27 protein-coding genes and 4 riboswitches are annotated in these 22,729 nt (G+C 42.4%); of the genes, 11 read left to right on the forward strand and 16 right to left on the reverse strand.

The features are described 5' to 3' along the window. Window positions 1-113: 113 nt before the first annotated feature. A riboswitch (cobalamin riboswitch) is annotated at window positions 114-298 on the reverse strand. Window positions 299-367: 69 nt separating this feature from the next. Continuing rightward, window positions 368-478: riboswitch (SAM riboswitch) on the reverse strand. 97 nt (window positions 479-575) lie between these two features. The 5 genes from ACFQWC_RS21385 to ACFQWC_RS21405 form a co-directional block, all read right to left on the reverse strand. Then, on the reverse strand, window positions 576-773 hold the full coding sequence (locus tag ACFQWC_RS21385) for a hypothetical protein (protein ID WP_299739460.1): 198 nt from the start codon (window positions 771-773) through the stop codon (window positions 576-578). After that, a complete protein-coding gene (thiC, locus tag ACFQWC_RS21390) occupies window positions 751-2,508 on the reverse strand; it encodes a phosphomethylpyrimidine synthase ThiC (protein WP_377109046.1) in 1,758 nt (585 codons plus the stop codon). The genes ACFQWC_RS21385 and thiC overlap by 23 nt, the downstream gene beginning before the upstream one ends. A 148-nt stretch (window positions 2,509-2,656) precedes the next feature. Then, window positions 2,657-2,773: riboswitch (TPP riboswitch) on the reverse strand. 82 nt (window positions 2,774-2,855) lie between these two features. Further along, window positions 2,856-3,548, reverse strand: a complete 693-nt coding sequence (locus tag ACFQWC_RS21395; RefSeq protein WP_377109047.1) for a copper homeostasis protein CutC — start codon at window positions 3,546-3,548, stop codon at window positions 2,856-2,858. A gap of 219 nt (window positions 3,549-3,767) precedes the next feature. Continuing rightward, window positions 3,768-4,706, reverse strand: coding sequence for an ABC transporter substrate-binding protein (locus ACFQWC_RS21400; RefSeq protein ID WP_377109048.1), 939 nt, complete (start codon window positions 4,704-4,706; stop codon window positions 3,768-3,770). A 20-nt stretch (window positions 4,707-4,726) separates the two neighbouring features. Further along, window positions 4,727-5,248 carry a hypothetical protein gene (locus ACFQWC_RS21405; protein ID WP_299739468.1) on the reverse strand — a complete coding sequence of 174 codons (522 nt, stop codon included), beginning with the start codon at window positions 5,246-5,248 and terminating at the stop codon, window positions 4,727-4,729. 167 nt (window positions 5,249-5,415) lie between these two features. Further along, a riboswitch (cobalamin riboswitch) is annotated at window positions 5,416-5,602 on the reverse strand. Between the two features lie 131 nt (window positions 5,603-5,733). Between ACFQWC_RS21405 and ACFQWC_RS21410 the strand changes: the two genes are divergently transcribed. Beyond that, a complete protein-coding gene (locus ACFQWC_RS21410; RefSeq protein ID WP_299739470.1) occupies window positions 5,734-6,066 on the forward strand; it encodes a hypothetical protein in 333 nt (110 codons plus the stop codon). A gap of 40 nt (window positions 6,067-6,106) precedes the next feature. Here ACFQWC_RS21410 and ACFQWC_RS21415 read toward each other — a convergent pair whose 3' ends face one another. Then, window positions 6,107-6,349 (reverse strand): DUF2584 domain-containing protein, encoded by a 243-nt coding sequence (locus ACFQWC_RS21415; RefSeq protein ID WP_299739472.1) that lies wholly within the window; start codon window positions 6,347-6,349, stop codon window positions 6,107-6,109. Between the two features lie 27 nt (window positions 6,350-6,376). Beyond that, the gene (locus tag ACFQWC_RS21420) at window positions 6,377-7,177 is read right to left on the reverse strand and encodes an alpha/beta hydrolase family protein (protein WP_341356850.1); all 801 of its coding nucleotides are present in this window, start codon (window positions 7,175-7,177) and stop codon (window positions 6,377-6,379) included. A gap of 218 nt (window positions 7,178-7,395) precedes the next feature. On the opposite strand from ACFQWC_RS21420, the gene ACFQWC_RS21425 reads away from it, so the two are divergent. From ACFQWC_RS21425 to ACFQWC_RS21435, 3 genes are all read left to right on the forward strand, one after another. Further along, entirely contained in the window at window positions 7,396-8,397 is a 1,002-nt protein-coding gene (locus tag ACFQWC_RS21425; protein ID WP_377109049.1) for an ABC transporter substrate-binding protein, read from the forward strand. Between the two features lie 76 nt (window positions 8,398-8,473). Further along, window positions 8,474-9,250, forward strand: coding sequence for an ABC transporter ATP-binding protein (locus ACFQWC_RS21430; protein WP_299739478.1), 777 nt, complete (start codon window positions 8,474-8,476; stop codon window positions 9,248-9,250). Next, window positions 9,231-10,031: an ABC transporter permease gene (locus tag ACFQWC_RS21435; protein ID WP_341356852.1), complete on the forward strand. Its 801-nt coding sequence runs from the start codon at window positions 9,231-9,233 to the stop codon at window positions 10,029-10,031. The genes ACFQWC_RS21430 and ACFQWC_RS21435 overlap by 20 nt, the downstream gene beginning before the upstream one ends. Here ACFQWC_RS21435 and ytkD read toward each other — a convergent pair. The 3 genes from ytkD to ACFQWC_RS21450 all read right to left on the reverse strand — a co-directional run bounded on the left by ytkD (window position 10,021) and on the right by ACFQWC_RS21450 (window position 11,374). After that, the gene (ytkD, locus tag ACFQWC_RS21440) at window positions 10,021-10,494 is read right to left on the reverse strand and encodes an RNA deprotection pyrophosphohydrolase (protein ID WP_377109050.1); all 474 of its coding nucleotides are present in this window, start codon (window positions 10,492-10,494) and stop codon (window positions 10,021-10,023) included. The two genes, ACFQWC_RS21435 and ytkD, sit on opposite strands and share 11 nt — an antisense overlap. A gap of 95 nt (window positions 10,495-10,589) precedes the next feature. Next, on the reverse strand, window positions 10,590-10,928 hold the full coding sequence (locus tag ACFQWC_RS21445) for a hydrolase (protein ID WP_299739484.1): 339 nt from the start codon (window positions 10,926-10,928) through the stop codon (window positions 10,590-10,592). A gap of 56 nt (window positions 10,929-10,984) precedes the next feature. Next, window positions 10,985-11,374: a phage holin family protein gene (locus ACFQWC_RS21450; RefSeq protein WP_341356854.1), complete on the reverse strand. Its 390-nt coding sequence runs from the start codon at window positions 11,372-11,374 to the stop codon at window positions 10,985-10,987. 228 nt (window positions 11,375-11,602) lie between these two features. On the opposite strand from ACFQWC_RS21450, the gene ACFQWC_RS21455 reads away from it, so the two are divergent. Continuing rightward, window positions 11,603-11,848, forward strand: a complete 246-nt coding sequence (locus ACFQWC_RS21455; RefSeq protein WP_044340349.1) for a DUF6154 family protein — start codon at window positions 11,603-11,605, stop codon at window positions 11,846-11,848. 196 nt (window positions 11,849-12,044) lie between these two features. Here the strand turns inward: ACFQWC_RS21455 and ACFQWC_RS21460 are convergent, their stop codons facing one another. Continuing rightward, the gene (locus tag ACFQWC_RS21460) at window positions 12,045-12,368 is read right to left on the reverse strand and encodes a hypothetical protein (protein WP_377109052.1); all 324 of its coding nucleotides are present in this window, start codon (window positions 12,366-12,368) and stop codon (window positions 12,045-12,047) included. Window positions 12,369-12,418: 50 nt separating this feature from the next. Here ACFQWC_RS21460 and ytzI point away from each other — a divergent pair, with 50 nt between their 5' ends. Continuing rightward, on the forward strand, window positions 12,419-12,592 hold the full coding sequence (gene ytzI / locus ACFQWC_RS21465; RefSeq protein WP_299739493.1) for a YtzI protein: 174 nt from the start codon (window positions 12,419-12,421) through the stop codon (window positions 12,590-12,592). A gap of 47 nt (window positions 12,593-12,639) precedes the next feature. Here the strand turns inward: ytzI and ACFQWC_RS21470 are convergent, their stop codons facing one another. Next, the gene (locus ACFQWC_RS21470) at window positions 12,640-13,113 is read right to left on the reverse strand and encodes an S-ribosylhomocysteine lyase (RefSeq protein ID WP_299739495.1); all 474 of its coding nucleotides are present in this window, start codon (window positions 13,111-13,113) and stop codon (window positions 12,640-12,642) included. Window positions 13,114-13,353: 240 nt separating this feature from the next. Here ACFQWC_RS21470 and yidD point away from each other — a divergent pair, with 240 nt between their 5' ends. The 5 genes from yidD (at window position 13,354) to ACFQWC_RS21495 (ending at window position 18,505) form a co-directional block, all read left to right on the forward strand. Next, complete coding sequence (gene yidD / locus ACFQWC_RS21475) at window positions 13,354-13,599, forward strand: membrane protein insertion efficiency factor YidD (protein WP_299739497.1); 246 nt, start codon at window positions 13,354-13,356, stop codon at window positions 13,597-13,599. Window positions 13,600-13,765: 166 nt separating this feature from the next. Continuing rightward, window positions 13,766-14,740 carry a metal ABC transporter substrate-binding protein gene (locus ACFQWC_RS21480; RefSeq protein ID WP_377109066.1) on the forward strand — a complete coding sequence of 325 codons (975 nt, stop codon included), beginning with the start codon at window positions 13,766-13,768 and terminating at the stop codon, window positions 14,738-14,740. Window positions 14,741-15,259: 519 nt separating this feature from the next. After that, window positions 15,260-16,618, forward strand: coding sequence for a cytochrome ubiquinol oxidase subunit I (locus tag ACFQWC_RS21485; protein WP_282138950.1), 1,359 nt, complete (start codon window positions 15,260-15,262; stop codon window positions 16,616-16,618). A 24-nt stretch (window positions 16,619-16,642) separates the two neighbouring features. After that, a complete protein-coding gene (locus ACFQWC_RS21490) occupies window positions 16,643-17,674 on the forward strand; it encodes a cytochrome d ubiquinol oxidase subunit II (protein ID WP_377109053.1) in 1,032 nt (343 codons plus the stop codon). Between the two features lie 108 nt (window positions 17,675-17,782). Continuing rightward, entirely contained in the window at window positions 17,783-18,505 is a 723-nt protein-coding gene (locus ACFQWC_RS21495) for a 3-ketoacyl-ACP reductase (RefSeq protein WP_377109055.1), read from the forward strand. A gap of 62 nt (window positions 18,506-18,567) precedes the next feature. On the opposite strand, the gene ACFQWC_RS21500 is transcribed toward ACFQWC_RS21495, so the two are convergent. From ACFQWC_RS21500 to menB, 4 genes are all read right to left on the reverse strand, one after another. Then, entirely contained in the window at window positions 18,568-18,939 is a 372-nt protein-coding gene (locus ACFQWC_RS21500; RefSeq protein ID WP_341356858.1) for a VOC family protein, read from the reverse strand. Window positions 18,940-19,015: 76 nt separating this feature from the next. Then, complete coding sequence (menC, locus tag ACFQWC_RS21505; RefSeq protein WP_341358020.1) at window positions 19,016-20,122, reverse strand: o-succinylbenzoate synthase; 1,107 nt, start codon at window positions 20,120-20,122, stop codon at window positions 19,016-19,018. Further along, window positions 20,112-21,602: an o-succinylbenzoate--CoA ligase gene (locus ACFQWC_RS21510; RefSeq protein ID WP_377109056.1), complete on the reverse strand. Its 1,491-nt coding sequence runs from the start codon at window positions 21,600-21,602 to the stop codon at window positions 20,112-20,114. The genes menC and ACFQWC_RS21510 overlap by 11 nt, the downstream gene beginning before the upstream one ends. A gap of 295 nt (window positions 21,603-21,897) precedes the next feature. Continuing rightward, window positions 21,898-22,716, reverse strand: a complete 819-nt coding sequence (menB, locus tag ACFQWC_RS21515) for a 1,4-dihydroxy-2-naphthoyl-CoA synthase (protein WP_044340358.1) — start codon at window positions 22,714-22,716, stop codon at window positions 21,898-21,900. Between the last annotated feature and the right edge of the window lie 13 nt (window positions 22,717-22,729).

Here is a 22,729-nt window from a genome sequence, read left to right on the forward strand (position 1 = left end):
AAAAAAATCTCCCTTTCAAATGAAAGAGAGATTCATACGCATCACTAACTTGAGTTGAGACAATCTTGTATTCTCAACACGTATTCCTCACCCCTCTCTATATCCACGTAGAGCATAAGCGCATACAACAGGCAGGTCTCCTGACTTAGGTTCACAGCTTCTTATCCCTTCCCATTTCAACAGAAATAGTGGTTGAATGATAAGTCGCTCCCCATTACAGTGGCGGGACCGTGCCGGATTTTCACCGGTCTTCCCTTTTAGCTGAGCATGACTCAGCACCTATTGCATTTGTCTATTTAATTTTTCTTTCATAAAAACGAAAAGCCCTCTCTTGCGAAAGAGAGGGCTTCATGTTTATGAGAATCCTCTCTTATTTTCCAAAGCAAAGTGCTTTGCAGGAATTAGCACCTTTTCAACACATCGGTTGAATGGTTGCCGGGTTTCACAGGGCCAGTCCCTCCACCACTCTCAATAAGAGTTACAAATATATTCATTTACTATTCCGAAATTTGTAATAATCGTAGCACGGTACATATAAGCTGTCAAAAGAAATTTAATTCATACCTTACACGTTTCTAATAATAGGTACTTTCTACATAATGACATTTGATACAAGATCTTGTTACATCCGTTTCATAAAAGACATGTCTGCAGTTTTCCTGAATGCTCTTCACTTCTTTTTCGAGTTGGATGACTCTCTGATTGAGCTTTACGATCTCATTCTTCAATTTCAGTACATGACAAGAAGGTTTATCGATAGATGTTTGATCCATTTTCCACAAACTCCTTCGATTTTTCTTTCAATCCTTTTTCTATTTCCTTATGAGCATCATTCATGCTAGTCTCCTTCATTCCCCTTATGTCATGTGATATTCTCATTGAACAAAATTTCGGGCCACACATTGAACAAAAATGGGCCGTTTTTGCCCCTTCTGCAGGAAGTGTTTCATCATGATACTCCCTTGCACGCTCCGGGTCCAGGGATAAATTAAATTGGTCATTCCATCTAAATTCAAATCGAGCCTTAGAAACGGCATTATCTCTGACTTGTGCCCCTGGATGGCCTTTCGCCAAATCCGCTGCATGTGCTGCGATTTTATAAGCAATGACACCTTCTCTCACATCATCTTTATTCGGTAATCCCAGATGCTCTTTCGGTGTTACATAGCACAGCATGGCTGTCCCAAACCAACCGATCATGGTAGCCCCTATGGCGGAAGTAATGTGATCATACCCCGGTGCAATATCTGTCGTTAATGGCCCCAAGGTATAAAAAGGAGCTTCATGACAGATTTCCATTTGCTTATCCACATTCTCTTTAATCATATGCATCGGTACATGACCAGGGCCTTCAATCATGACTTGTACATCATGCTTCCAAGCAATTTTGGTTAGCTCGCCTAATGTTTCAAGCTCGGCAAACTGTGCTTCATCATTCGCATCAGCAATTGATCCGGGTCTTAAACCATCTCCTAAGGAAACGGAGATATCATAGGCTTTTAAAATCTTACATATATCTTCAAAATGGGAATAAAGAAAGTTCTCTTTATGATGGGCAAGACACCATTGTGCCATGATTGAACCTCCACGGGAAACAATGCCTGTTGTACGATCAGCCGTCAGATGAATATACCTCAATAAAACACCTGCATGAATGGTGAAATAGTCAACACCCTGCTCCGCCTGTTCGATCAATGTATCCCTGTACACACCCCATGTAAGATTCTCAGCAATTCCGTTTACTTTTTCTAGTGCTTGATAGATCGGTACCGTACCAACAGGGACAGGGGAGTTTCGAATGATCCACTCCCTTGTTGTATGAATGTTTTTACCTGTTGATAAGTCCATTATGGTATCGGCACCCCAACGAGTTGCCCACGTCATTTTCTCCACTTCTTCTTCAACGGAAGATGATACAGAAGAGTTTCCGATATTCGCGTTTATTTTCACATGAAAGTGACGACCGATGATCATCGGTTCACATTCAGGATGATTGATATTGGCAGGAATGATGGCCCTGCCCTTTGCTACTTCTTCTCTTACAAATGAAGGATCAACATTTTCCCGGATAGCGATGAACTCCATTTCCGGTGTAATGATTCCTTTTTTTGCATAGTGCATTTGAGTCACATTACGACCCATTTTTGCCCGTATTGGGGTACGTTTGATAGTAGTGAACGCCTCTACGTGTGCATAAGGATCGTCTCCTTTATAGCCGTTATCTTCCGGTTCGATTTCACGTCCCGGGTAAGCGGCGACATCCTGACGTTCCAGGATCCACTCTGTGCGAACGGAAGGTAACCCTTTATGAATATCGACTTGGTAACGCTCATCTGTATAAGGTCCGCTTGTATCGTATACACGAACCGGTTCATTCTCTTCAACGCCCAAGGAAACATTCGTCCTACTCAGTTCTATTTCTCTCATCGGTACATTTATGTCTGGTCTTGATCCTCCGACATATACTTTTTTACTGTTTTTAAATTGCGTTTTTAACTCGATCGCCACTTAACTTCTCCTCCTTTTGATTGGATCTTAGAAGTTACTGCGTCAGGCATCCCATTGTTCAACAAAAGGACATGAAGACACAAAAAAGGGTCCTGAATAATCAGAACCCGAAATGTCAAAAAGTAGTAAGCGCCTCAAAACACAAATAAACGCTTCCGCACTACTTCCCTACGCTGGTATCATCCAGATCAGGTTCAAAGGGTCAAAGAACTTATGCGTTCTCCTCTCAGTCCAAGCAATTTATCGGACTCCCCTAGTAGAAATATTGATAGTATTCTATTGTATTACATACTATTTTTACCATGATTCATTCTTTTTTCCAATAGTAGTATAGTAACAAAATCAAATTAGGACATAATCACACGTTTGATTTCCATTACCTTTTCAGGGTCTATCCCGAAGTCATAGCTCCCATTATGACGGACACCTGATCCTACATGATATTCTCTTGCTTTTAGCTTGCTGTGTATTTCGCCTATATTTTCCACAGTTAAACCCGAACCCGGCATGATAGTGGGACCACCAATTTGCTCTATTTCCCTCATTGTACCAATCGCCTTCAGTCCCTTACTCACTTCAGATTTTCCGCCTGATGTGAGAATTCGATCAACGTTCAATCCTGAATGGAATATTCCTTTGCATAAGGCTACTGGATCATCAGACAGGTCGATAGCGCGGTGAAAAGTAATCGATTGACCCTTCGCACTTTGTACGATCTCCATTAAAGCGTGGGAATCAAGCTTACCTTCATGTGATAATGCGCCAAAGACGATGCCACGGCTTCCCATTTCAACCATTGTTCTAACTTGTTCCACCATGGTATGCAATTCATCAGACTGATACGAGAAAGATTTACTATGTAATCGGATCATAATCTGAACAGGAATTGAAACGGTCCTTAATACTTTTTCTATCACATGAAAATCAGGAGTTAATCCTCCCTCATGTATGGCAGACACCAATTCAAGTCGATCTGCTCCGGATGCTTCTGCAACTTTGGCATCTTCCTCATTCAAGACTATGACTTCCAGTTTGCTCATGTTGAATTCTCCTAACGTGATGATGTTACGTTAACTTTATCACAATGTTGAAGATTGTTGAACTTGTGATGAAAAGGATTTCCCCGCAAAAATATGTTGTTATTTAAAAAGACAATACTAATACGTTTGCATTACAAATCCTATAAAAAGTAACAATCTATCAGAAAAAGACAATGATTCCTCTTGCAAATCATTGTCTTCCCCATCTCCCATTCAATCTTATTCAGAAAATAAATCCGGATACACCGTTTTTGCTGTTAGCTCAACGGCTTCTCCAATACGTGGTCCTGGTCTTGACATAATGTCTGAATCCAAGAAATAGACTTGGCCATTTTGCACTGCATTTACATCTTTCCAGCTTTCCCGGGACTTGATTTCGGCTGTCGGCTCTTCGACATAACCCACTGTCGTTAAAATCATATTAGGGTTCCGTTTAATGATTTCTTCTTCGCCTACTTTCACCCAGCCTTTTTGATCTACAAAAATATTCTCGACCCCTGCCGTTTCAAGTATTTCCTGCTGAAACGTTTCTGCTCCTGCTGTATAAATATCAGGGGAGGGACTGATTTCAAAATATACTTGTTCTTTTTCCTTTAGCGTGCTTACTTTTTCTTTCACATCTGAAATCTGTTGCTTGATGCCGTCTACCAATTCGTTCCCCTTGTTCTCTACTCCCATTACCGTTGCAATTTGTTCTATATCCCCATAAACATCTTCAAAGGTTTGGGCAGATTGAATGACGAATACGTTTAATCCCGCTTCCTCAAGCTGCTTCACTCCTGCATCATCTCCAGTGGTATAAGCAATGACAACTTCCGGCTTTAGTGCAATGACCTCTTCCGCATTGACTGTCATGGAATCCGACACTCTTTTAATCTCTTTCGCTTCCTCTGGATAGTTGTCGTATTCAGTTGCCCCGATTACCTTATCTCCTGCTCCTATGGCAAAGAGAATCTCTGTGTTACTCGGCTGTAAGGAAATAACGGTTTCCGGCACTTTCTCAAAGTTAATCTCTTCTCCCCTGTCATCGATGACAGAATAAGACTCATTATCAGACTTGACTTCCTTTGTGGATGTTACTTCTTCCCCATTGCTGCACCCTGCGAAAACAACCAGGATGAATGATAATAGTAAACTATTTAACCATGACTTTTTCATATTTCATCTTCCCCGCTTCTCTATATTTTGTCTTTATACGATTTACTCACAAAAGGAATTTCTTCAATCCCTTCACATTTATTCACATACACGGCCATCACAAACAGGACATTTGCCAGTAAATGAGCGTATTTAAATAGAATATTTTCCACTTTCATCTCAGTACTGACTTTATGTAAGGCACGGACGGACTTTTTTGCTTCACTGCGACAGGTATGAAGCGTACATGCGGCTGTACAGCCTTGAGGAAGGACAAAGGTTTGGATACGCTCCTCGACTTCCGACACATAACGATCGTACATTTGGCTCAATTTATTCAAGTCGTCTTCCTTGATGGCTGTCATTCCCCGGACCGAACCATTGAGGTGGTACGCCATCTCAGCTAAATATAGTAAATCGTCCTGAACTTTCGGTAAGTGCTCCGTCATTGATGACGCGAGTCCAATTTTAGTCGACAGTGAATCGGTCCGGATCTCAAAATCCACGGTTGAAACAGACTCACGCATATAGGGATAACATAAATAGCGGAAATCCTTTGCCATATGTAAGTTCCTCCTTTCTGAATGATGTTTGTGAAGCACCTATCGTATCTTCCGGGAGGTTTAAATAAACACAAAAAAACCACCCAAGAATATTGGCCGGCAGTTGTCATCCATATGAAAAAAGAGATGCTAAAAAGCCGCACCATACCCTTAACTTCCGAAGAGCATAATACGATGGAAAAAAGGCAGGTATCCTGGCTCGTGCGTCAGCCTACTCTAAGAACCTTCCCATCTGAATGATCAAATAGTGGTTTTCTTCTTATTTCGTCAGCACTTACAGTTGCGGAAACAGCTTCGGATTCACACCGAATTCCCTTTATGCTAAAGATCAGCACCTAATTTCTGCGTGGGTTTATTCACTTAAGGAACATTATACCACTTTATCCATATGAAAGATGATGAAGTTTTGCATAAAAAAACAAACATGTTGACGTACAAGCTTGAATATCTTTTGAGTATGTGAAGAAATGATAAGGAGGAAAAACATGAAGCGATTGATTGTTTTGCTATTATGCGTATTTTTGTTAAGTGCATGCGGAGACAAAAAACCTGCATCCCATGAATTATGTGGATACGGGGATATGATGGTGGTGAACAAGAAGGAATATGTGAAGGTCCCTGTGGAGAAGAAGTTGGTTCTGGATGAAAAGCTTGGATCTATTAAAGAAAAGATTGATAGTCAATATCACCCCGAGAATGATTTCTCGGCAAATATACTAAAAAAAGGGACACCCATCTATAGCGTGAAAGATCACAGCAATTATCTAATCGCCCAGACAGAGGATAATCGTTATATTTTATATGAGGAAATCAACTAAAAAGGAGGGCTGTAAGCAGATGTTTACAGCCCTCCTTTATTTAGTTCGTGGAATTCAAGGAAATCAACCGATACAGGATCGTCGTTTTCTCATCCATCCACTCCATCTTTTCGATACTGCCGTAACCACTCGGGTCACTGTGTTTCGTTTTTCTTACCTCTATCGGAATATGCATAGGGTAAAGGCGATATCCGTCCTTTTGCAGTACGAACAGATTCTCTTCTTTCCTCACTTCTTTTCCTTTTGTCACGATCATCGTGTTTAACTCTAAGCCCATGCCCATTTCGCTTGACCTCAATCCTTTTTGTATTTAATCATACACCACTGTCTTTTGATTTTTCATCCAGGTGCATAGCATGGAGACGATTTGTTGGTTCTTTCGTGGAGGGAAGTAATGTGTAAACTCTTTAAAGTATTGGGACGACACAGATTTATTCAGCTCATTCAGTCGTTTTTCTAATCTATATGCATGCTCAACTGAAACGTTCTGATCCTTTTCACCATGAATGATCAAAACGGGAGCTTCCAGGTTTTCTAACTCATATAGGGGCGTACGCCATTCATATCTTTCCGGAAATTTATTGGGACTTCCCCCTATGACTCTTTTCATCATTCTCCTGAGATCCTTCCGTTCGTCATATGTTAAGAACATATCCGAAACGCCTCCCCATGTAACAACAGAGGTAACGTCCCTGCGCTCCACGCCTGTCAGTAACGCCATTACTCCTCCACGGGAAAAGCCAAACACATGAATCCGGTTATGGACCACCCTGTGATAGTGTTTGAGCAATTCAACACCGGAAATGGCGTCTTCACGATCATCTCCAGCAAAATCTTCTTTTCCCTCTCCGCCAAGGTTTCCTCTGTAATAAGGAGCAAAAACAATGAATCCGTGAGAAGCAAATTGAGCGATTCTCGCCGGCCGGACCATTCCGACGCCTTTGATCCCCCCTCTCAGATAGAGGAACCCATCATACTTTCCACCTCCGACAGGTTCAGCCAATAAGCCTCTCACCCGGAGACCTCCGGATAGATAGGTAATTTCATATAGTTCCACATGTGGATTAGGTGAAGGAAACAATGTTTTCTTCACAATCGTTCCGTTTTTCATATTCTCTTCCTTTCAAAACGTGCATTGGGTATTCACACATTTTTTATACTCTACATAGACTATTTTAGCAAATCTCATCATCAACAGGAGATGCCGAGACGCAGCCTTCATGACCATCCTACCCTTCTTATATATAAGGATAAACAAGGCAAAGAGAGATGCACTCATCCCATTCTATCGTTACACCGGTTTCACAAAGCTTAAAGGAGGAATATTGAATGAAAAAATGGCTTAGAAGTAGCTTTGCCATGTTGCTCATCGTCATGTTAACAATCGGTTTGACAGCATGTGGAGAAAAAGAAGAAGTCGTACAAAAGGTTCGTGTAGCAGAGGTTACCCGCTCGATTTTCTATGCCCCTGAATATGTAGCCATCGAAAAAGGATTCTTCAAAGAGGAAGGGCTGGACATTGAATTGACCACTACGTGGGGTGGAGATAAAACGATGACCACCTTGCTATCGGGCGGTGCCGATATCGCTCTGGTCGGTTCAGAAACCTCCATCTACGTCCATGCACAAGGTTCGGATGATCCGGTCATTAATTTTGCTCAATTAACCCAAACCGACGGAACGTTTCTCGTCTCCCGTGAAAAAGTGGAAAACTTTGATTGGGATCAATTAAAAGATTCTACCTTCCTTGGCCAGCGTAAGGGCGGAATGCCGCAAATGGTAGGGGAATTTGTGCTGAAGCAGAACGGCATCGATCCTCAGAACGATTTAAACCTGATCCAAAACATTGATTTCGCTAATATTGCGAGCGCCTTTGCTTCGGGGACAGGGGACTACGTTCAGCTATTCGAACCAACGGCGTCCATTTTTGAACAGGAAGGAAAAGGGCATATCGTGGCTTCCTTTGGAACCGAATCAGGGCATGTTCCATATACAACGTTCATGGCCAAAGACAGCTATATGAAAGACAACAAAGAAACGGTGGAAAAATTCACGAAAGCTCTATACAAAGCTCAAGCATGGGTGGAGGAAAACAGTGCAGCAGACATTGCTAAGGTGATTGAGCCCTATTTTGAAGACACAGAGCTTGCACTGATTGAAACAGTTGTCGATCGCTATAAATCACAAGGGTCCTTTGCGACCGATCCAATCCTTGACGAAGAAGAGTGGAACAATCTCCAAAACATCATGGATGAAGCAGGAGAGCTTCCGCAGTCCGTTGATCATGAAACGTTAGTGAATACTTCGATCGCTGAAAAAGCAGCAAAGTAGCAACAATCCTGGGGCTGACTTCACATGTCAGCCCTTCATTTACTTATAGAAAAAAGAAAATGGAGGCTGAAATACAGTGAACTTTCTATCGTTAGAATCGATCCATCATACCTACTTTTCACCCAAAACGGCCACCCATGCCCTCTCAGACATTACGCTTTCTGTAAAAGAAGGTGAGTTTGTCTCGTTTATCGGTCCGAGTGGATGCGGCAAAACCACTTTACTCTCCATTATTGCAGGACTCATCCAACCGACCGAAGGAACGATTTCATTATACAACCAACCTATCCGAAAAATGAAAAAGAAACTCGGCTACATGCTCCAACAGGATTATCTGTTTCCATGGAAAACCATCGAAGAAAATATATTTTTAGGTCTGACCATTATGGGGACCCTGACAGAAGAAAAGAGGAAGGAAGCACGTGATTTATTGACTGAGATGGGGTTAGAGGGTGTAGAAACGTCGTATCCGAGGGAACTGTCTGGAGGAATGCGACAAAGGGTAGCGCTGATTCGCACATTGATCACAGAACCTCAATTGCTCCTTTTGGATGAGCCTTTCTCTGCCCTCGATTATCAAACCAAATTGAAGCTTGAGGACCTGGTGTTTTCCACATTAAAGTCTTTTGGAAAAACAGCCATTCTTGTCACTCATGATATCGGGGAAGCCATCTCCATGAGTGACCGCATCATTCTATTCGGAGCAAAGCCAGGACGGATTCACACCACATTCGAGGTCCCGTCATCGTTAACAGGGTTAATGCCCTTTGAAGTCAGAAATCACGAAGAATTCCCGGGATTTTTCCAAACCATCTGGAAGGAGCTTGAAAAACTTGAATCACGAATCGATTAAACAAAAACACTTGGAATACATTCAATCATTGAAGAAAGAACAGCGATGGGTTTGGTTTTATCAAGCTCTTATTTTCCTTGTGTTCTTCTCTCTTTGGGAGCTCGCGAGCCGGAACAGCTGGGTAGATCCCCTCATTTTCAGCTCACCCTCGAAAATTTGGAAGCTGTTTCTCATAAAACTCGGAGACGGAAGCCTATTAGCCAACCTGTCTGTCACACTCGGTGAAACCATCATCGGATTCATTCTCGGCACCTTACTTGGAACCCTTTTAGCTGCTTTATTATGGTGGTCACCATTTCTTTCTAAAGTATTGGACCCTTATCTTGTCATCCTTAATGCCATGCCAAAAGTAGCCCTCGGTCCGATTTTAATTGTAGGGTTGGGACCCGGCTTCACATCCATCATCGCCATGGGTACCGTCATTTCCGTCATTATCACCACGATTGTTGTGTATACTTCCTTCAGGGAAGTAGATCCAAATTATTTAAAGGTCATGCAGACTTTCGGAGCAAGAAGAGGGCAAATGTTTAAAGAGGTCATTCTCCCTGCCTCATTCCCGACCATCATTTCGACACTGAAAGTAAACGTGGGCTTATCATGGGTCGGGGTCATCGTAGGAGAATTCCTTGTGTCCGCCAAGGGGCTTGGATATATGATCATCTATGGTTTCCAAGTCTTTAACTTTACCCTTGTCCTTCTATCCCTGCTTGTCATTGCCATATTCGCTACCATTATGTATAAGCTGGTTGAACAGCTCGAAAAGAAGTTGATCAAATCATAAGGTCGAGGTCCCTTATTCTCTTGAGAGCCAAGTCCACCACTTGATCTTTCATGATAAAACTAAAGGAAGGATCGTCATGGATATTGGAGAAATCACCGTTCCAAAGGACGGCTCCTTCTGTTTCCAGATAATCACCTTTGTTTATGAGCTCCTCAGCTTGAGCAAAGAAAATGGTTTTGATAAATGGTGAGTGATCATATACCTTATATTCCCCTATAAATAAAGGCCGGTTGATCACTCCCCCTGTCTCTTCATACGTTTCACGGATCGCAGCTTCTTCAAGGGTTTCTCCTTTTTCCTGCTTTCCCCCTGGAAACTCCAGACCTCTTTTTTTATGCCGTGTTAACAACCATTTCTCTTTGTAACGGCATAGAACTAACACATGGTATGATTCTTGTTGAAACCTTCCCTTTTCAAAGCATATTTCTACTCTTTTCCCATTTTCATCGATAAACTGTTCCATCTGACTTCACCTCATCCGCACACACTTTCTTTCATCTAACCATAAATAAAAAGCATTGGTCCACAGATTTCACTTCTGAACCAACACTTTTGTCATTACTCCTGGTTTTCATGAGGTTGCGAATTCAGGATGCCTATACTATCAATGAATTTCTTCGCTTCATCATCTCCCAATTTATGAATCATTTCATACACAAGATGCAAGTTTTCATCATACGCATCATTCTCGCGATCAAAATGATACTGGAGATAGGGTACGTGAGCCCGATAGAAATTCTGCCAATCGACTGAGTGATTGGAATCGAACACTTCCCGAAGCTGGGTGATTTCTTCATCGGTTGCAGATATCTTAAAGTTCCATTCGGAATCTGTCGAGCTTCTTGAAATTTCACCAGTGGCTACTTCAATATAATAATCATGTCGTTCTTCGTTCATCTTCCCACTCCTTCACTGTACTTATCCTTCATTTTCCTCAATTGAAGAAATTCTATTCACTTCGATTTCTTCTTCAACACTTCTACCGCTTTCCGTAAAAACTCCGGCACGGGGACTCCCGCTCTACCTACATTCTCAATGATTGAAATCATTTCATTACATAAATAAAAAATAATCGTCGCATTACGAATAAAGTGTTGATTTGTTAGTATAGTATCAATAAGGTGGGCAACCGTGACAAGAGCGAAAATCAGCACTTTCCGGCCAATCCCTTTCAAACCGGATTTGCTTGATAACTCTCCTTCGATCCCACTTGCAATCATCCCGGTGAAATAATCCAGAATCACGGCAATTAACAAGATAGTCAACAGCGAATTCCATTCTCCAAATAAATTTAGAATCATTGCACCCAGGCCCGATCCAACGAACAGCATACTTTTTTCCAAATATAGCATCCCCTTTTCCTAATGGTTGGCTTTGTTACAAGTGAATGTGAAGCCAGGACTCCACCGGCTTTTATAGCAGCTTATGTCAAAAGTGAGCAAAGACCGATTTATATCTCGTGGTTAATTAGTCTTATAAAGGGTAAAGACAAATAAGAGTTGTCCTAGCATAATATGTAGAGAAATTCATAAACGTTCATGGTAAAATGATACGAAAGGGAGGTGAAGCGCATGAAGTTGATCGAAGAGATTTATGAAATGTACCGAGGAAGGATCAAAGGTACCGACGAAGACTTAGACCTCATTGCCCTTACAATCTTAGAAGATACCTCCAGGAACGAGCTCCTGGAACTTATTCAAGAAATGGAAACAGAAGAATTACAATACTTCTTCCGCTTATACATATTCGAAACACTTAAAGAAAAATGGTCCAACAGCGAAGAACGAGTGAGACTCGAGAAAAAGAGCCTTCACTAATCGAAAAGCGGAGGCGGCTTGCTAAGGCCCGACAAGCATTTCTGGGAAATCCCTGAAGGCGTTCTTTGCCTTTTGGGGATTTTTCAGAAATGACCTTGAGGGACTAGCCGCCGGAGCTGGACAATCGTATAGTCATTTTCCAAATGAAAGAAGAAGCCTTGATCCGAATTTTTCCGGAACAAGGCTTCTTCCCTTTTCATCCCCTCACTTCAAGGACATGTCCTTGATCGGGATGCGGTGCAGGCTGACTGACCTGCATTTCTTTCATCATTACGGTCGCTTGAGCCGTTTGAGTCGCCATCTGACTTTTCAATAAATTCATACTGAGTGTTCGTTGAAGCTCAGCGACCTGCTTACCCATCATTGACGAAACATCCTTGGTAACATCCCCCTCGTTTCGACTATCAAAGCTTGTACATACTAATAAAAAGTCATTCGCACTAATCAGCATACCAAATTTTTCTATAGGGAAATTGAAACCTTGAGTATTTCCGTCATAAAAATGTTGATATTTATCCACGACCATCCCATTCTTCTATGGTAAAATAGTGAAAAAAAGGGGGTTGCGTAATGTCAGTAACTCTTGTCCTGATCATTGCTGTTGCTATATGTATTTTAGTGATATTCGTAAGTGCCCTTACGACTTCCAAAGCATATACAGCGGTTAAACATACAGTAGATCCACTTGAAGATAATCCTCACTTGGAGAAGATGAAGCAAGAAGATGAAAAGCAAGACAAATAAAAGAAAATCCACCGTTCTAATTTGAACGGTGGATTTTTTTAATGTTCTTATGCAAAAACCTGCTTTAGCTCTTCATTGCTTTGGCTAAGCCAGAAACGCATCAATTTCTTTGCTCCTTCTAAATCATGGAGCTTCGCCTGGCCGCATTGTTTTTCATTGGCTGCCGGAATTTCTTCTATCTCGACCGCTTCTTTCATCGTATCATTCAAAAGGCCGATGATTTCTTCCACTTTCGGCTCTCCGCTAACAACCAGATAGTAGCCAGTCTGGCATCCCATCGGGGAAATATCAATAATATCGAAATGAGCATATGGCTCTGCGTATTTACGGATGGTGAAGGCTAATAAATGCTCTAGTGTATGAATGGAATCAGGCTTCATCGCTTGTTTGTTCGGCTGGCAGAAACGAATATCAAACTTGTTGATAAGTCCGTCGCTTCCTACCTTATGGACACCGCAATGTCTCACAAAAGGTGCTTTCACTGCATTATGATCTAATTCAAAGCTTTCTACTGAAGGCATTAAAATCACTCCCATTTAGTTTCTAGTTATAAGTATAACGTAAATTCATAGTTATTTCATCAACTTAATCCGAATTAAAAAAAATACCTGTATTTTCTAATTGGAAATTCTTAATGATACATTTTTTATATACGGAAGAAAAACCGATTGTGATGAACATTGGAAGAACAGCAGTTAAAAACATTTTTATCCTCTTCACAGTTCTGATATAGTAAAAGAAAATCAATCAGGAGACGTGTTATGAAAAGGTTATTGTTACTTGTATTCAAGGTGTACCAGCGGGTCATCTCTCCTCTCAAGCCTCCCACTTGCCGGTTCTATCCAACCTGTTCCCATTATGGCGTGCAGGCAGTGAGCCGGTTCGGTGCAATACGCGGAGGCTGGTTAACAATAAAGCGGATTTTTAAATGCCACCCCTTTCATCCTGGTGGAATTGATTACGTGCCAGAAAAGTGGCCATCTAAAAATACGAATCATCCCGACTAGCTCCTATCCGGAGGTAGTCTTTCTTTTTTTAAAAAGATAAAATATAAAAATTCATCCATTTATCTTGCTTATTCCCCATAACGGTAGTAAAATAACCTTTGTGCTAAATCGTAATCATTACAGTTATCAAATTATTTCATTTAAAGGAGGATTCCTCTTGAACTATATTCGTATGAGTTTATTTTTATTATTGATTTTCGTATTGTCCGCTTGCGGAGCCACTTCTGAGCAGGAAGAGGCTGGAAAGAAAGATAAATTGGAAGTCTACACTACTGTGTATCCACTCGAGGATTTCACGAAAAAAATCGGTGGGGAACATGTGGATGTGGAAAGCATTTACCCTCCAGGTGCCGATGAGCATACGTTTGAGCCTTCACAAAAAGATATGATTAAAATGGCTGATGGAGATGTTTTCTTCTACATCGGAATGGGACTTGAAGGATTCGTTGAAGGATCGAAATCGATTCTGGAAAACGAAGATGTAGTCGTTGTACCGACCAGTGAACATGTTGAATTGAAACATGAAGAAGATCATGGTGAAGAAAGTGCTGAAGAGCATGAAGAGCACGAAGAACATGGCGACTCTCACGGGGACGATCACGGGGATGAGCACAACCATGACGTTGATCCTCATCTATGGTTAGACCCGGTCTACTCTAAAGAAATGGCGAAAACCATTGCAGATACCCTTTCAGAAGAAATGCCGGAACATAAGGAAGATTTTCAAGCAAACCTCGATGCTTTAACGAAAGATTTAGATGCGCTGGACGCTGAATTTAAGGACATGGCTGAAAATGCACCAAAGAAAACCTTCTACGTTTCTCATGCTGCTTACAGCTATTGGGAAGAACGATACGGATTGCACCAGGAAGCCATTGCCGGATTGAATACGGCTGATGAGCCATCGCAGCAAGAACTTAAGAAGATCATTGAAAAAGGAAAAGAAGACAATGTTCAATACATCCTCTTTGAACAAAACGTCTCTTCCCGTCTCACAGAAGTCGTACAAAACGAATTGGGTGCAAAAGCCCTGACCCTTCATAACCTTTCTGTACTTACGGAAGAAGACAGAAAGAATGATGAAGACTATTTTTCACTCATGAAGAAGAACATCGAGACTTTAAAACAGGCATTACAATAGAACATTTTGAGAAAGAGCAGCTGGCGAGCTGCTCTTTTTTAGTTTTTGCGATTAAAAATCTTTATAAAAAGGTACTTTTCAAGATTAATCGTTAAATTAGCAAGTATATTAGCAATTATCGACGGGTTTTTAGCTCCGGGAGTAGGCCGATATCAATTTTATTTTCAAATTCGGTCGACTTATTTTCAATTTTCCAGTTTTATTTTCAAAATCGAGCCATTTCTTTTCAAATTTTCAATTTTATTTTCAAATCAAACCCTCTGCTTCATTTTGCATATATATTTTCGATTCCCGTAAAGCTCTATGCCAATATACGATTAAATTTACTGCTGTATTATCTACTCTGGCCCATATATTATCGACTCGGCCTATTATATTATCAACTTAAAAAAATCGACATTCGCCAACAGCATTCCAGATCAACAATCAAACTTTCTCCCCCTACTAAAAATCATGAATATTATTTTCCATTAAGTGGACAATAAGGAAATGTTAAAGACTAGTAAGGGAGACATGAGAATGGATGAATTAGTAATTGCTCGTTCCTTGTTTGGTACTACAATGGCCTTTCATATCATTTTTGCCACACTTGGAGTCGGTATTCCGTTAATGATTCTTGTTGCAGAGATAATGTATCAACGGACGAACGATCTCGATTATTCCGTGATGGCAAAACGCTGGACGAAGGCCTTCGCCGTGCTGCTGGGGGTAGGGATTCCGACAGGGACGATTGCAGGTGTTCAATTGTCACTCCTATGGCCCGGGTTCATGGAGGTTATCGGGCGGGTGATGGCACTGCCGTTCCAAATCGAAATCTATGCCTTTTTTGTTGAGGCGTTATTTATGTCTATTTATGTATATGCGGCGAATCGGATCGCTCCCTGGATGAGAATCGTGAGTCTTGTCCTGGTCGCCATCGGTGGACTTGCTTCAGCTGTTTTAATCACGAATGTGCATGCGTTTGAAGGGACACCCGCCGGATTTGAAATGGTGAACGGAGAAATTACCAACGTGGATCCTTGGAAAGCCTTCTTCAATCCAAGCTTTTTCGTTACGGCGGGGCATGTTGCTTTATCTGCTTATGTAGTGGGATCGTTCACGATTGCTACAGTTTCTGCATTTAAGATGCTCCGAACTTCATTTGGGTCAAGGATTTATAAATTTCATCAAAAATCACTCATGATTTGTTTATTAGTAGGGGGCGTCTTCTCCTTCTTCACAGCGATTAATGGACATGAATCGGCTCAAATGCTTCATGAGTATCAGCCTGAGAAACTGGCTGCAGCTGAAGGCTTGTTTGAAACCCAAACCCATGCACCACTTTCCATTGGAGGCTTCACGGATCCTGTAGAGAGGGAAGTAAAATGGGGGATCGAGATCCCCTGGGCCCTTAGTTTTCTTGCTGGAAACAGTTTCGATACGGAGGTCATCGGCTTAAACGACTTTCCTGAAGAATATTGGCCGCCTCTCTTCGTTCATACGTTATTCAACGCGATGGTGGGAATCGGCTCCCTGCTCATTTTACTTTCCCTCATTGCCTACGTATGGAACAAATTATTGAAAAAAGACCGGTTCCCTAAGTGGTTGATGTGGTCGTTTGTAGCCGGTGGCCCCCTATCGATCTTAGCTATCGAATTCGGATGGATTTTCGCTTGTACCGGCCGTCAGCCTTGGACGATTTACCGCATCCTGAGTACAGAGGATTCGGTTACCACGACGGGAAACTTAGCCGTTCTGTTCGTTCTGTTCGTTTCGGTTTATGCGATTTTAGCCGTGTCCGTGGTTCTTGTTCTCTTGTATTACTTCAAACGGAATCCGCCTGAAAAAGACATCAACAAAGCGGAAGGAAAAAATAAGGATATTCCTCTATCCACATAAACAGCAATAATGGGAGGTGAAGTTATGACACAAGCATTGATTGCCATCACGATACTATGGGGGTTCGTCTTTATTTATGCCGTCATGGCAACGATGGATTTCGGGGCCGGCTTTTGGTCGATGATCTACATTAATCATGACAAGACAAAAGCCACCAATATCGCCAACCGGTATCTGTCGCCAACCTGGGAGGTGACGAATACATTCATTGTTGCCCTGGTAGTGGCAGTGTATAGTATGTTTCCAGGTGCAGCCTATTCATTAGGAACGGTGCTGCTCGTCCCTGGAAGTTTAATCCTGCTGCTTCTGGCTCTTCGAAGTGCATTTCTGGTATTCTCTCACGTGGCAGATGATTACAGAAAGCCATTGACCTATGTGACAGGGATTACAGGATTGTTGATTCCAGGTCTGCTCATCAGCGTACTTCCCATCTCTCACGGACCTTACATCGATTTTGAAGACGGACAAACGCTTCTTCTCGGGAAGCTGTTTACGAGTCCACATGAATATGCCTTCTTCGGATTTGCCGTTGCCAGTACGTTATTTCTTTCATCCTTGCTTCTTGCTGACTACTCAAAAGCTTCTAAGGAATTTGAAGCCTTTAAAGTGTATCGGCGGGATGCGATGATCATCGGTCCAATCTCTGTCATTATGGCGTTCCTCATTATGTTCACCATGAAGAATGAAGCGTCATGGATATATGATAGAATGATGGAAGAGCAGAATTTGTTATGGCTCTCCTTAATCGGGTTCCTGGTTGCCGGGGGAGCATTATTTCTACCCACCAATAAAGAGGGCATGAAGGGAATGCCCCGTGTGGCAGTCATCGCCGTGACATTTCAATATGTTCTGGCAAGCTATGTATACGGTAAAGCCCACCTGCCCTATATCATCTACCCGGAAGTCACGATCCAGTCCGGATTCACGGATCCCAACTCGTTTAAGGCTGTGTTCATCACCTATATTGTCGGATTCATCATCCTGTTTCCTGGTTTTGTCTACTTTTGGAGCTTGTTTATGAATGATAAACGATATTTGAGGCAAAAAAGTGAATGACTGCACTATAGCTCCGAGACTCTCGGAGCTATTTCTCTTATCATTTGCTTATCCATTCCCCTGGCCTTACACTAACGGTAGAAATTAGATTTGAAAGGATGATCCATAGTGGCACAATCAATTAAAGGTAAAATCGCTTATATTACGGGTGCTGGCCGGGGAATCGGAAAGGCAACAGCATTGGAGCTAGCCCGAGAAGGTGTTCATGTCGGCTTGATCGCCCGGACAGAAAGTACACTGGAAAATGTGGCGGAAGAAGCAAGATCACTGGGTGTGAAAGCCAGTGTCGCAGTAGCTGATATCTCAGATATGGAGCAAGTGGATGAAGCCATTTCGAAACTGAAAAATGAACTCGGTCCAACCGATATCCTGATCAACAATGCCGGTATCGGAACGTACGGCTCTTTTCTGGAAATCGATCCGGCAGATTGGAAGAAAACCTTTGAAGTCAACGTATTTGGAACGTATCATGTGACGCGTGCCGTCCTGCCTCAACTTATCGAGAAAAACCGCGGGGACATCATCAATATTTCTTCCAGCAGCGGATTGAAAGGCACGGCAAAAAGCACGGCTTACAGTGGATCGAAATTTGCCGTTCAAGGGATGACAGAAGCGTTGATGCAGGAAGTCCGTCCACATAATATCCGTGTCATGACTCTGAACCCAAGCCTCGTGGCAACGGATCTTACCTTTGGGGATAAGCTCGATGAAGCGGACAAAGAGAAATACATGCAGCCCGAGGATTTAGCGGAACATATGGTTTCTCAGCTGAAATTACACCCGCGTATCTTTATCAAGCAGTCTCTTCAGTGGGCGACGAACCCTTTTTAATAAACATAAGAAACAAGAAAAGCTCAGATTCAGCTCTGAGCTTTTCCTTTTCAACCTTCTTTTTATCTGTGTTGATCTACAAGAATCGGATTGCCATCAGGATCTTCAATCGTGAAACTTGCAGGACCTTCGCCTGATTCATCTGCTTCAGTCAACATTTTTACACCTTGTTCTTTCAGCTGTTTTTGAAGGTCCCGAATGTCCGTAAACGATTCGAGATTTTCAGCATTTTGATCCCATCCTGGATTAAAGGTCAGGAGGTTCTTCTCAAACATACCTTCGAACAGACCGATTACAGTACTTCCATTCTTCATGATAAGCCAATTTTGGGCAATTTCCCCTCCCAAAGTTTGAAATCCAAGTTTTTCATAAAATGCTTTTGATTTATGAATGTCTTTCACACTTAAGCTTACAGAAAATGCACCTAGTTTCATATTTCCTCCTCCTGAAAATTGATAATTCAGATATTCGTGATAGGTCAAGTATAAATAATTACCATTGGAAAGACAATTATGCGTTAAACTTTTCTCTATACGTGGTCACTTCACTCAACCGTTTTTTATTCAACTCCACACCTATCCCCGGACCATCCAAACGTTCCGCCCTACCATTTTTCACGACGATAGGAGAAGAAATGATATCTTCTTCCCAATATTTCGAGGAGGAAGAAATATCCCCCGGAATCGAGAATCCCTCGAGAGTGGCAAGGGCCAGATTATGAGCCCGGGAAACCCCAAACTCGATCATGCCTCCGCACCATACATTGATGTGATTCTCCTGGCACAACCGGTAGATTTCCAAAGCACTTGTGTAACCTCCGACTCTGCCAAGCTTGATATTGACCACTCCGCAACTATTTAAATAGATGGCACTTTTCATATCATGAGGGGTTACGATACTTTCATCCAAACAAATCGGAGTCGACAGCTCTTTTTGCAAAAGAGAGTGCTCCACTAAATCATTAACTCCCAAAGGCTGTTCGATCATCTCCAGACCAAACTCATCTAGTGCTTGAAGCCGGCTTTTGTCTTCAAGGGAATAAGCTGAGTTCGCATCTGCCAGAAGAGAAAGGGAAGGAAAATGGTCCCTCAACTCTTTCACAATCTCCACATCCGCTCCAGGAGAGATTTTCAGCTTTATGCGTTGATACCCTTCCTGCACAAGATCTTCAGCCGAATGGATCATTTCTTTCACTGAGTTGGACCCCACAACGGCGCCGGCAAGAATTTCAGAACGTGTCCCCCCGATCATCTCCCAGAGAGGAACGTTCTGCTGCCTTGCATAGAGATCCCATAAAGCCATTTCAAGTGCAGCCTTCGCCATTGAATTTCCCCGAACGGCTGCGAATCTCTTTCCGATTTCTTTAGGGTGTTCAAACGGGTCGCTGTTCATTAAAGGAATTAATACATCTTTGATCATATGATAGGATGTTTTCACAGTTTCTTCTGTATACCACGGTGTGGAAAAAGCAACCCCCTCTCCCAGTCCAATCAATCCGTCGGCATCCTGAATCTCAACGATGATCCCTTCCCGTTTTTCAACGGTTTGCAGATGGGTCACAAAGGGCTTTTTCAATGGCATCGATAGGATGTGAAGCGTAATGGATTTAATCTTCATCGACATACAGTCCCTTCTCCCACTGCTCCCGTAACACCCTTCTCAGCAGTTTGTTCGAGGCATTTCGTGGTAACTCATCTACAAAGATTATTTTTTTCGGCTGTTTATATGACGCCAAATGATCGGAGCAGTAGTTTAAGATCTCTTCTTTTGTAAGATGCTCTTTTTTAACGATAAACGCACAGGGAATTTGTCCCCATGTGTCATTTGGAATTCCAGCCACCCCGGCATCCTCTACTCCGTCACAGCCCAACAGCACACTTTCAATTTCCGCAGGATACACATTTTCCCCACCGGAAATGATGAGGTCTGATCGCCGGTCCAGTACAAATAAGAACCCCTCTTCATCTACATAACCGATATCCCCTGTATGGAACCAGTCATCTTCAAAACTTTTCGCATTGGCTTCCTCTCTTCGATAATACCCGTTCGTTACATTCGGGCCTTTTACCAGGATTTCACCCTCTTGATTTGCTCGAGCTGCACCTTTTTTATTCTTGATTCTTAATTCTGAAGGAAAGAGGGGCTTCCCGGCGGAACCCAGCTTCTTCATACTATATTCAGGTGATAATGTCACGATTTGTGAAGCCGTTTCAGTCATTCCATACGTTTGAAAGACGGGCACTCCCTTATCCTTACAAGCCTGAAGTAAAGAAAGTGGTGCAGGTCCGCCGCCTAACAGCATGCAGCGGAAATTCGGGTGATACGTTCGACTCCCTGAATCTTTCATCAAACGCTGAAGCATATTGCTTACAACCGACATGATCGTAACCCTTCCACTTTCAAGCTCCTGATTGATGCTCTCGACGTCGAAGGTTTCAAACAGTCGTACCTTCATCCCATAAATGACACTTCTCATAAGGATCGAATACCCGCTTATATGAAAGAGAGGAACCGAGCAAAGCCAGGCATCATTTTCACTTATTCCCAGGTTCAAAGAAGAACCAATGGCACTCCACCAATGGTTTCCGTACGATTGAAGGACTCCTTTTGGGGCTCCGGTCGTACCAGAGGTATACATAACCGAGCATGCTTGGTCTAACTGAAAATAATCCTTCACTTTAAAGCTTGTAGGTGGTGTTTGAAACAACTGAGAGAATGGGACCCCATCAACGTGATCCCCTAAAAAAGACAACTTATCCTCAAACTCATCTTCATAAATGACCGTTGTTAACTCCATATCCTGTATTTGAAAAGATAATTCATTCGAACTCAGTTTGTTGTTTAATAAAACCGTCGTGAATCCCAGCTGTTGAATGGCATGGATAACCAACACAGATTCCACTTTATTTTTAATCATGAGTCCCACAAAGGGATGGGTGGAAGATTTCACTACTGTATGAAGCTGTTCGCCTATATGAATTGCTGTATCCCAGAGCTCTCCGAAAGTATATTCCACATCACCATTACTTAGTGCCATCCGATCAGGGGTTAAGAACGCTCTTTGTTTTAGCCAGTTAGGCAATTGCTGTGTAGTCATCCTGTCATTCTCCATTCCTTTCTTGTTTGTGCTCTTTACCGTCTTTCGTTACAGAGCTTTATTGGATCTTTTGTTCATTGTTACGGCACTTCTGAGCTTTGTTCTGTAACTTCTGGACTTTGTTGTGCCACTTTTGGCTTTTGTTGTGCCGCTTCCGGCCTTTGTTGTGCCGACTCCCACAAAACTTGTGCCAAATTGTGAACAATAAGAAAAACCAAGAACATAATGTGTATTCAGTAAATCTTCATTTAAAAAAGCCCGATGAATCAGCAAAGATTCATCAGGCCACCTTAGATCAAGGGAAACGAGGGAATTGTCCAAAGTCCGGTTTACGCTTTTCTTTGAATGCGTCGCGACCTTCTTTGGCTTCTTCCGTTGTGTAGTATAGAAGGGTAGCGTCACCTGCAAGCTGCTGCAGACCTGCCAATCCATCTGTATCTGCGTTGAATGAAGCCTTTAAGAAACGAAGGGCAGTCGGACTTTTTTCAAGCATCTCTGAAGCCCACTGAACTGTTTCCGCTTCAAGCTGCTCATATGGAACAACTGTATTGACAAGTCCCATTTCAAGCGCTTCCTGTGCGTTGTACTGACGGCATAGGTACCAGATTTCTTTCGCTTTCTTATGACCGACGATGCGTGCAAGATATCCTGCACCGTATCCGGCATCAAAGCTTCCTACTTTAGGACCTGTTTGTCCGAAGATCGCGTTGTCAGCAGCAATTGTAATATCACACACTACGTGAAGGACGTGTCCTCCTCCGATGGCATAACCTGCTACCATTGCAATGACTGGCTTAGGGATCACGCGGATCAGACGTTGTAAATCCAATACATTCAATCGTGGAATTTCATCTTCCCCGACGTAACCGCCATGTCCGCGCACTCTTTGGTCTCCGCCCGAACAGAATGCCTTCTCACCGGCACCTGTTAAAACGATGACACCAACCTTAGAATCATCACGTGCATAAGCAAATGCATCGATTAATTCCATTACAGTTTTAGGACGAAAAGCGTTGCGAACTTCTGGTCGATTGATCGTGATCTTTGCAATTCCATTATATGTTTCGTACAAAATATCTTCGTAGTTTCTTTCTGAAACCCATTCAAAAGCCATTGGTTTGTTCCTC

Origin of the sequence: Rossellomorea sp. GCM10028870 (genome assembly GCF_042666755.1) — a bacterium.
Lineage (GTDB): Bacteria > Bacillota > Bacilli > Bacillales > Bacillaceae_B > Rossellomorea.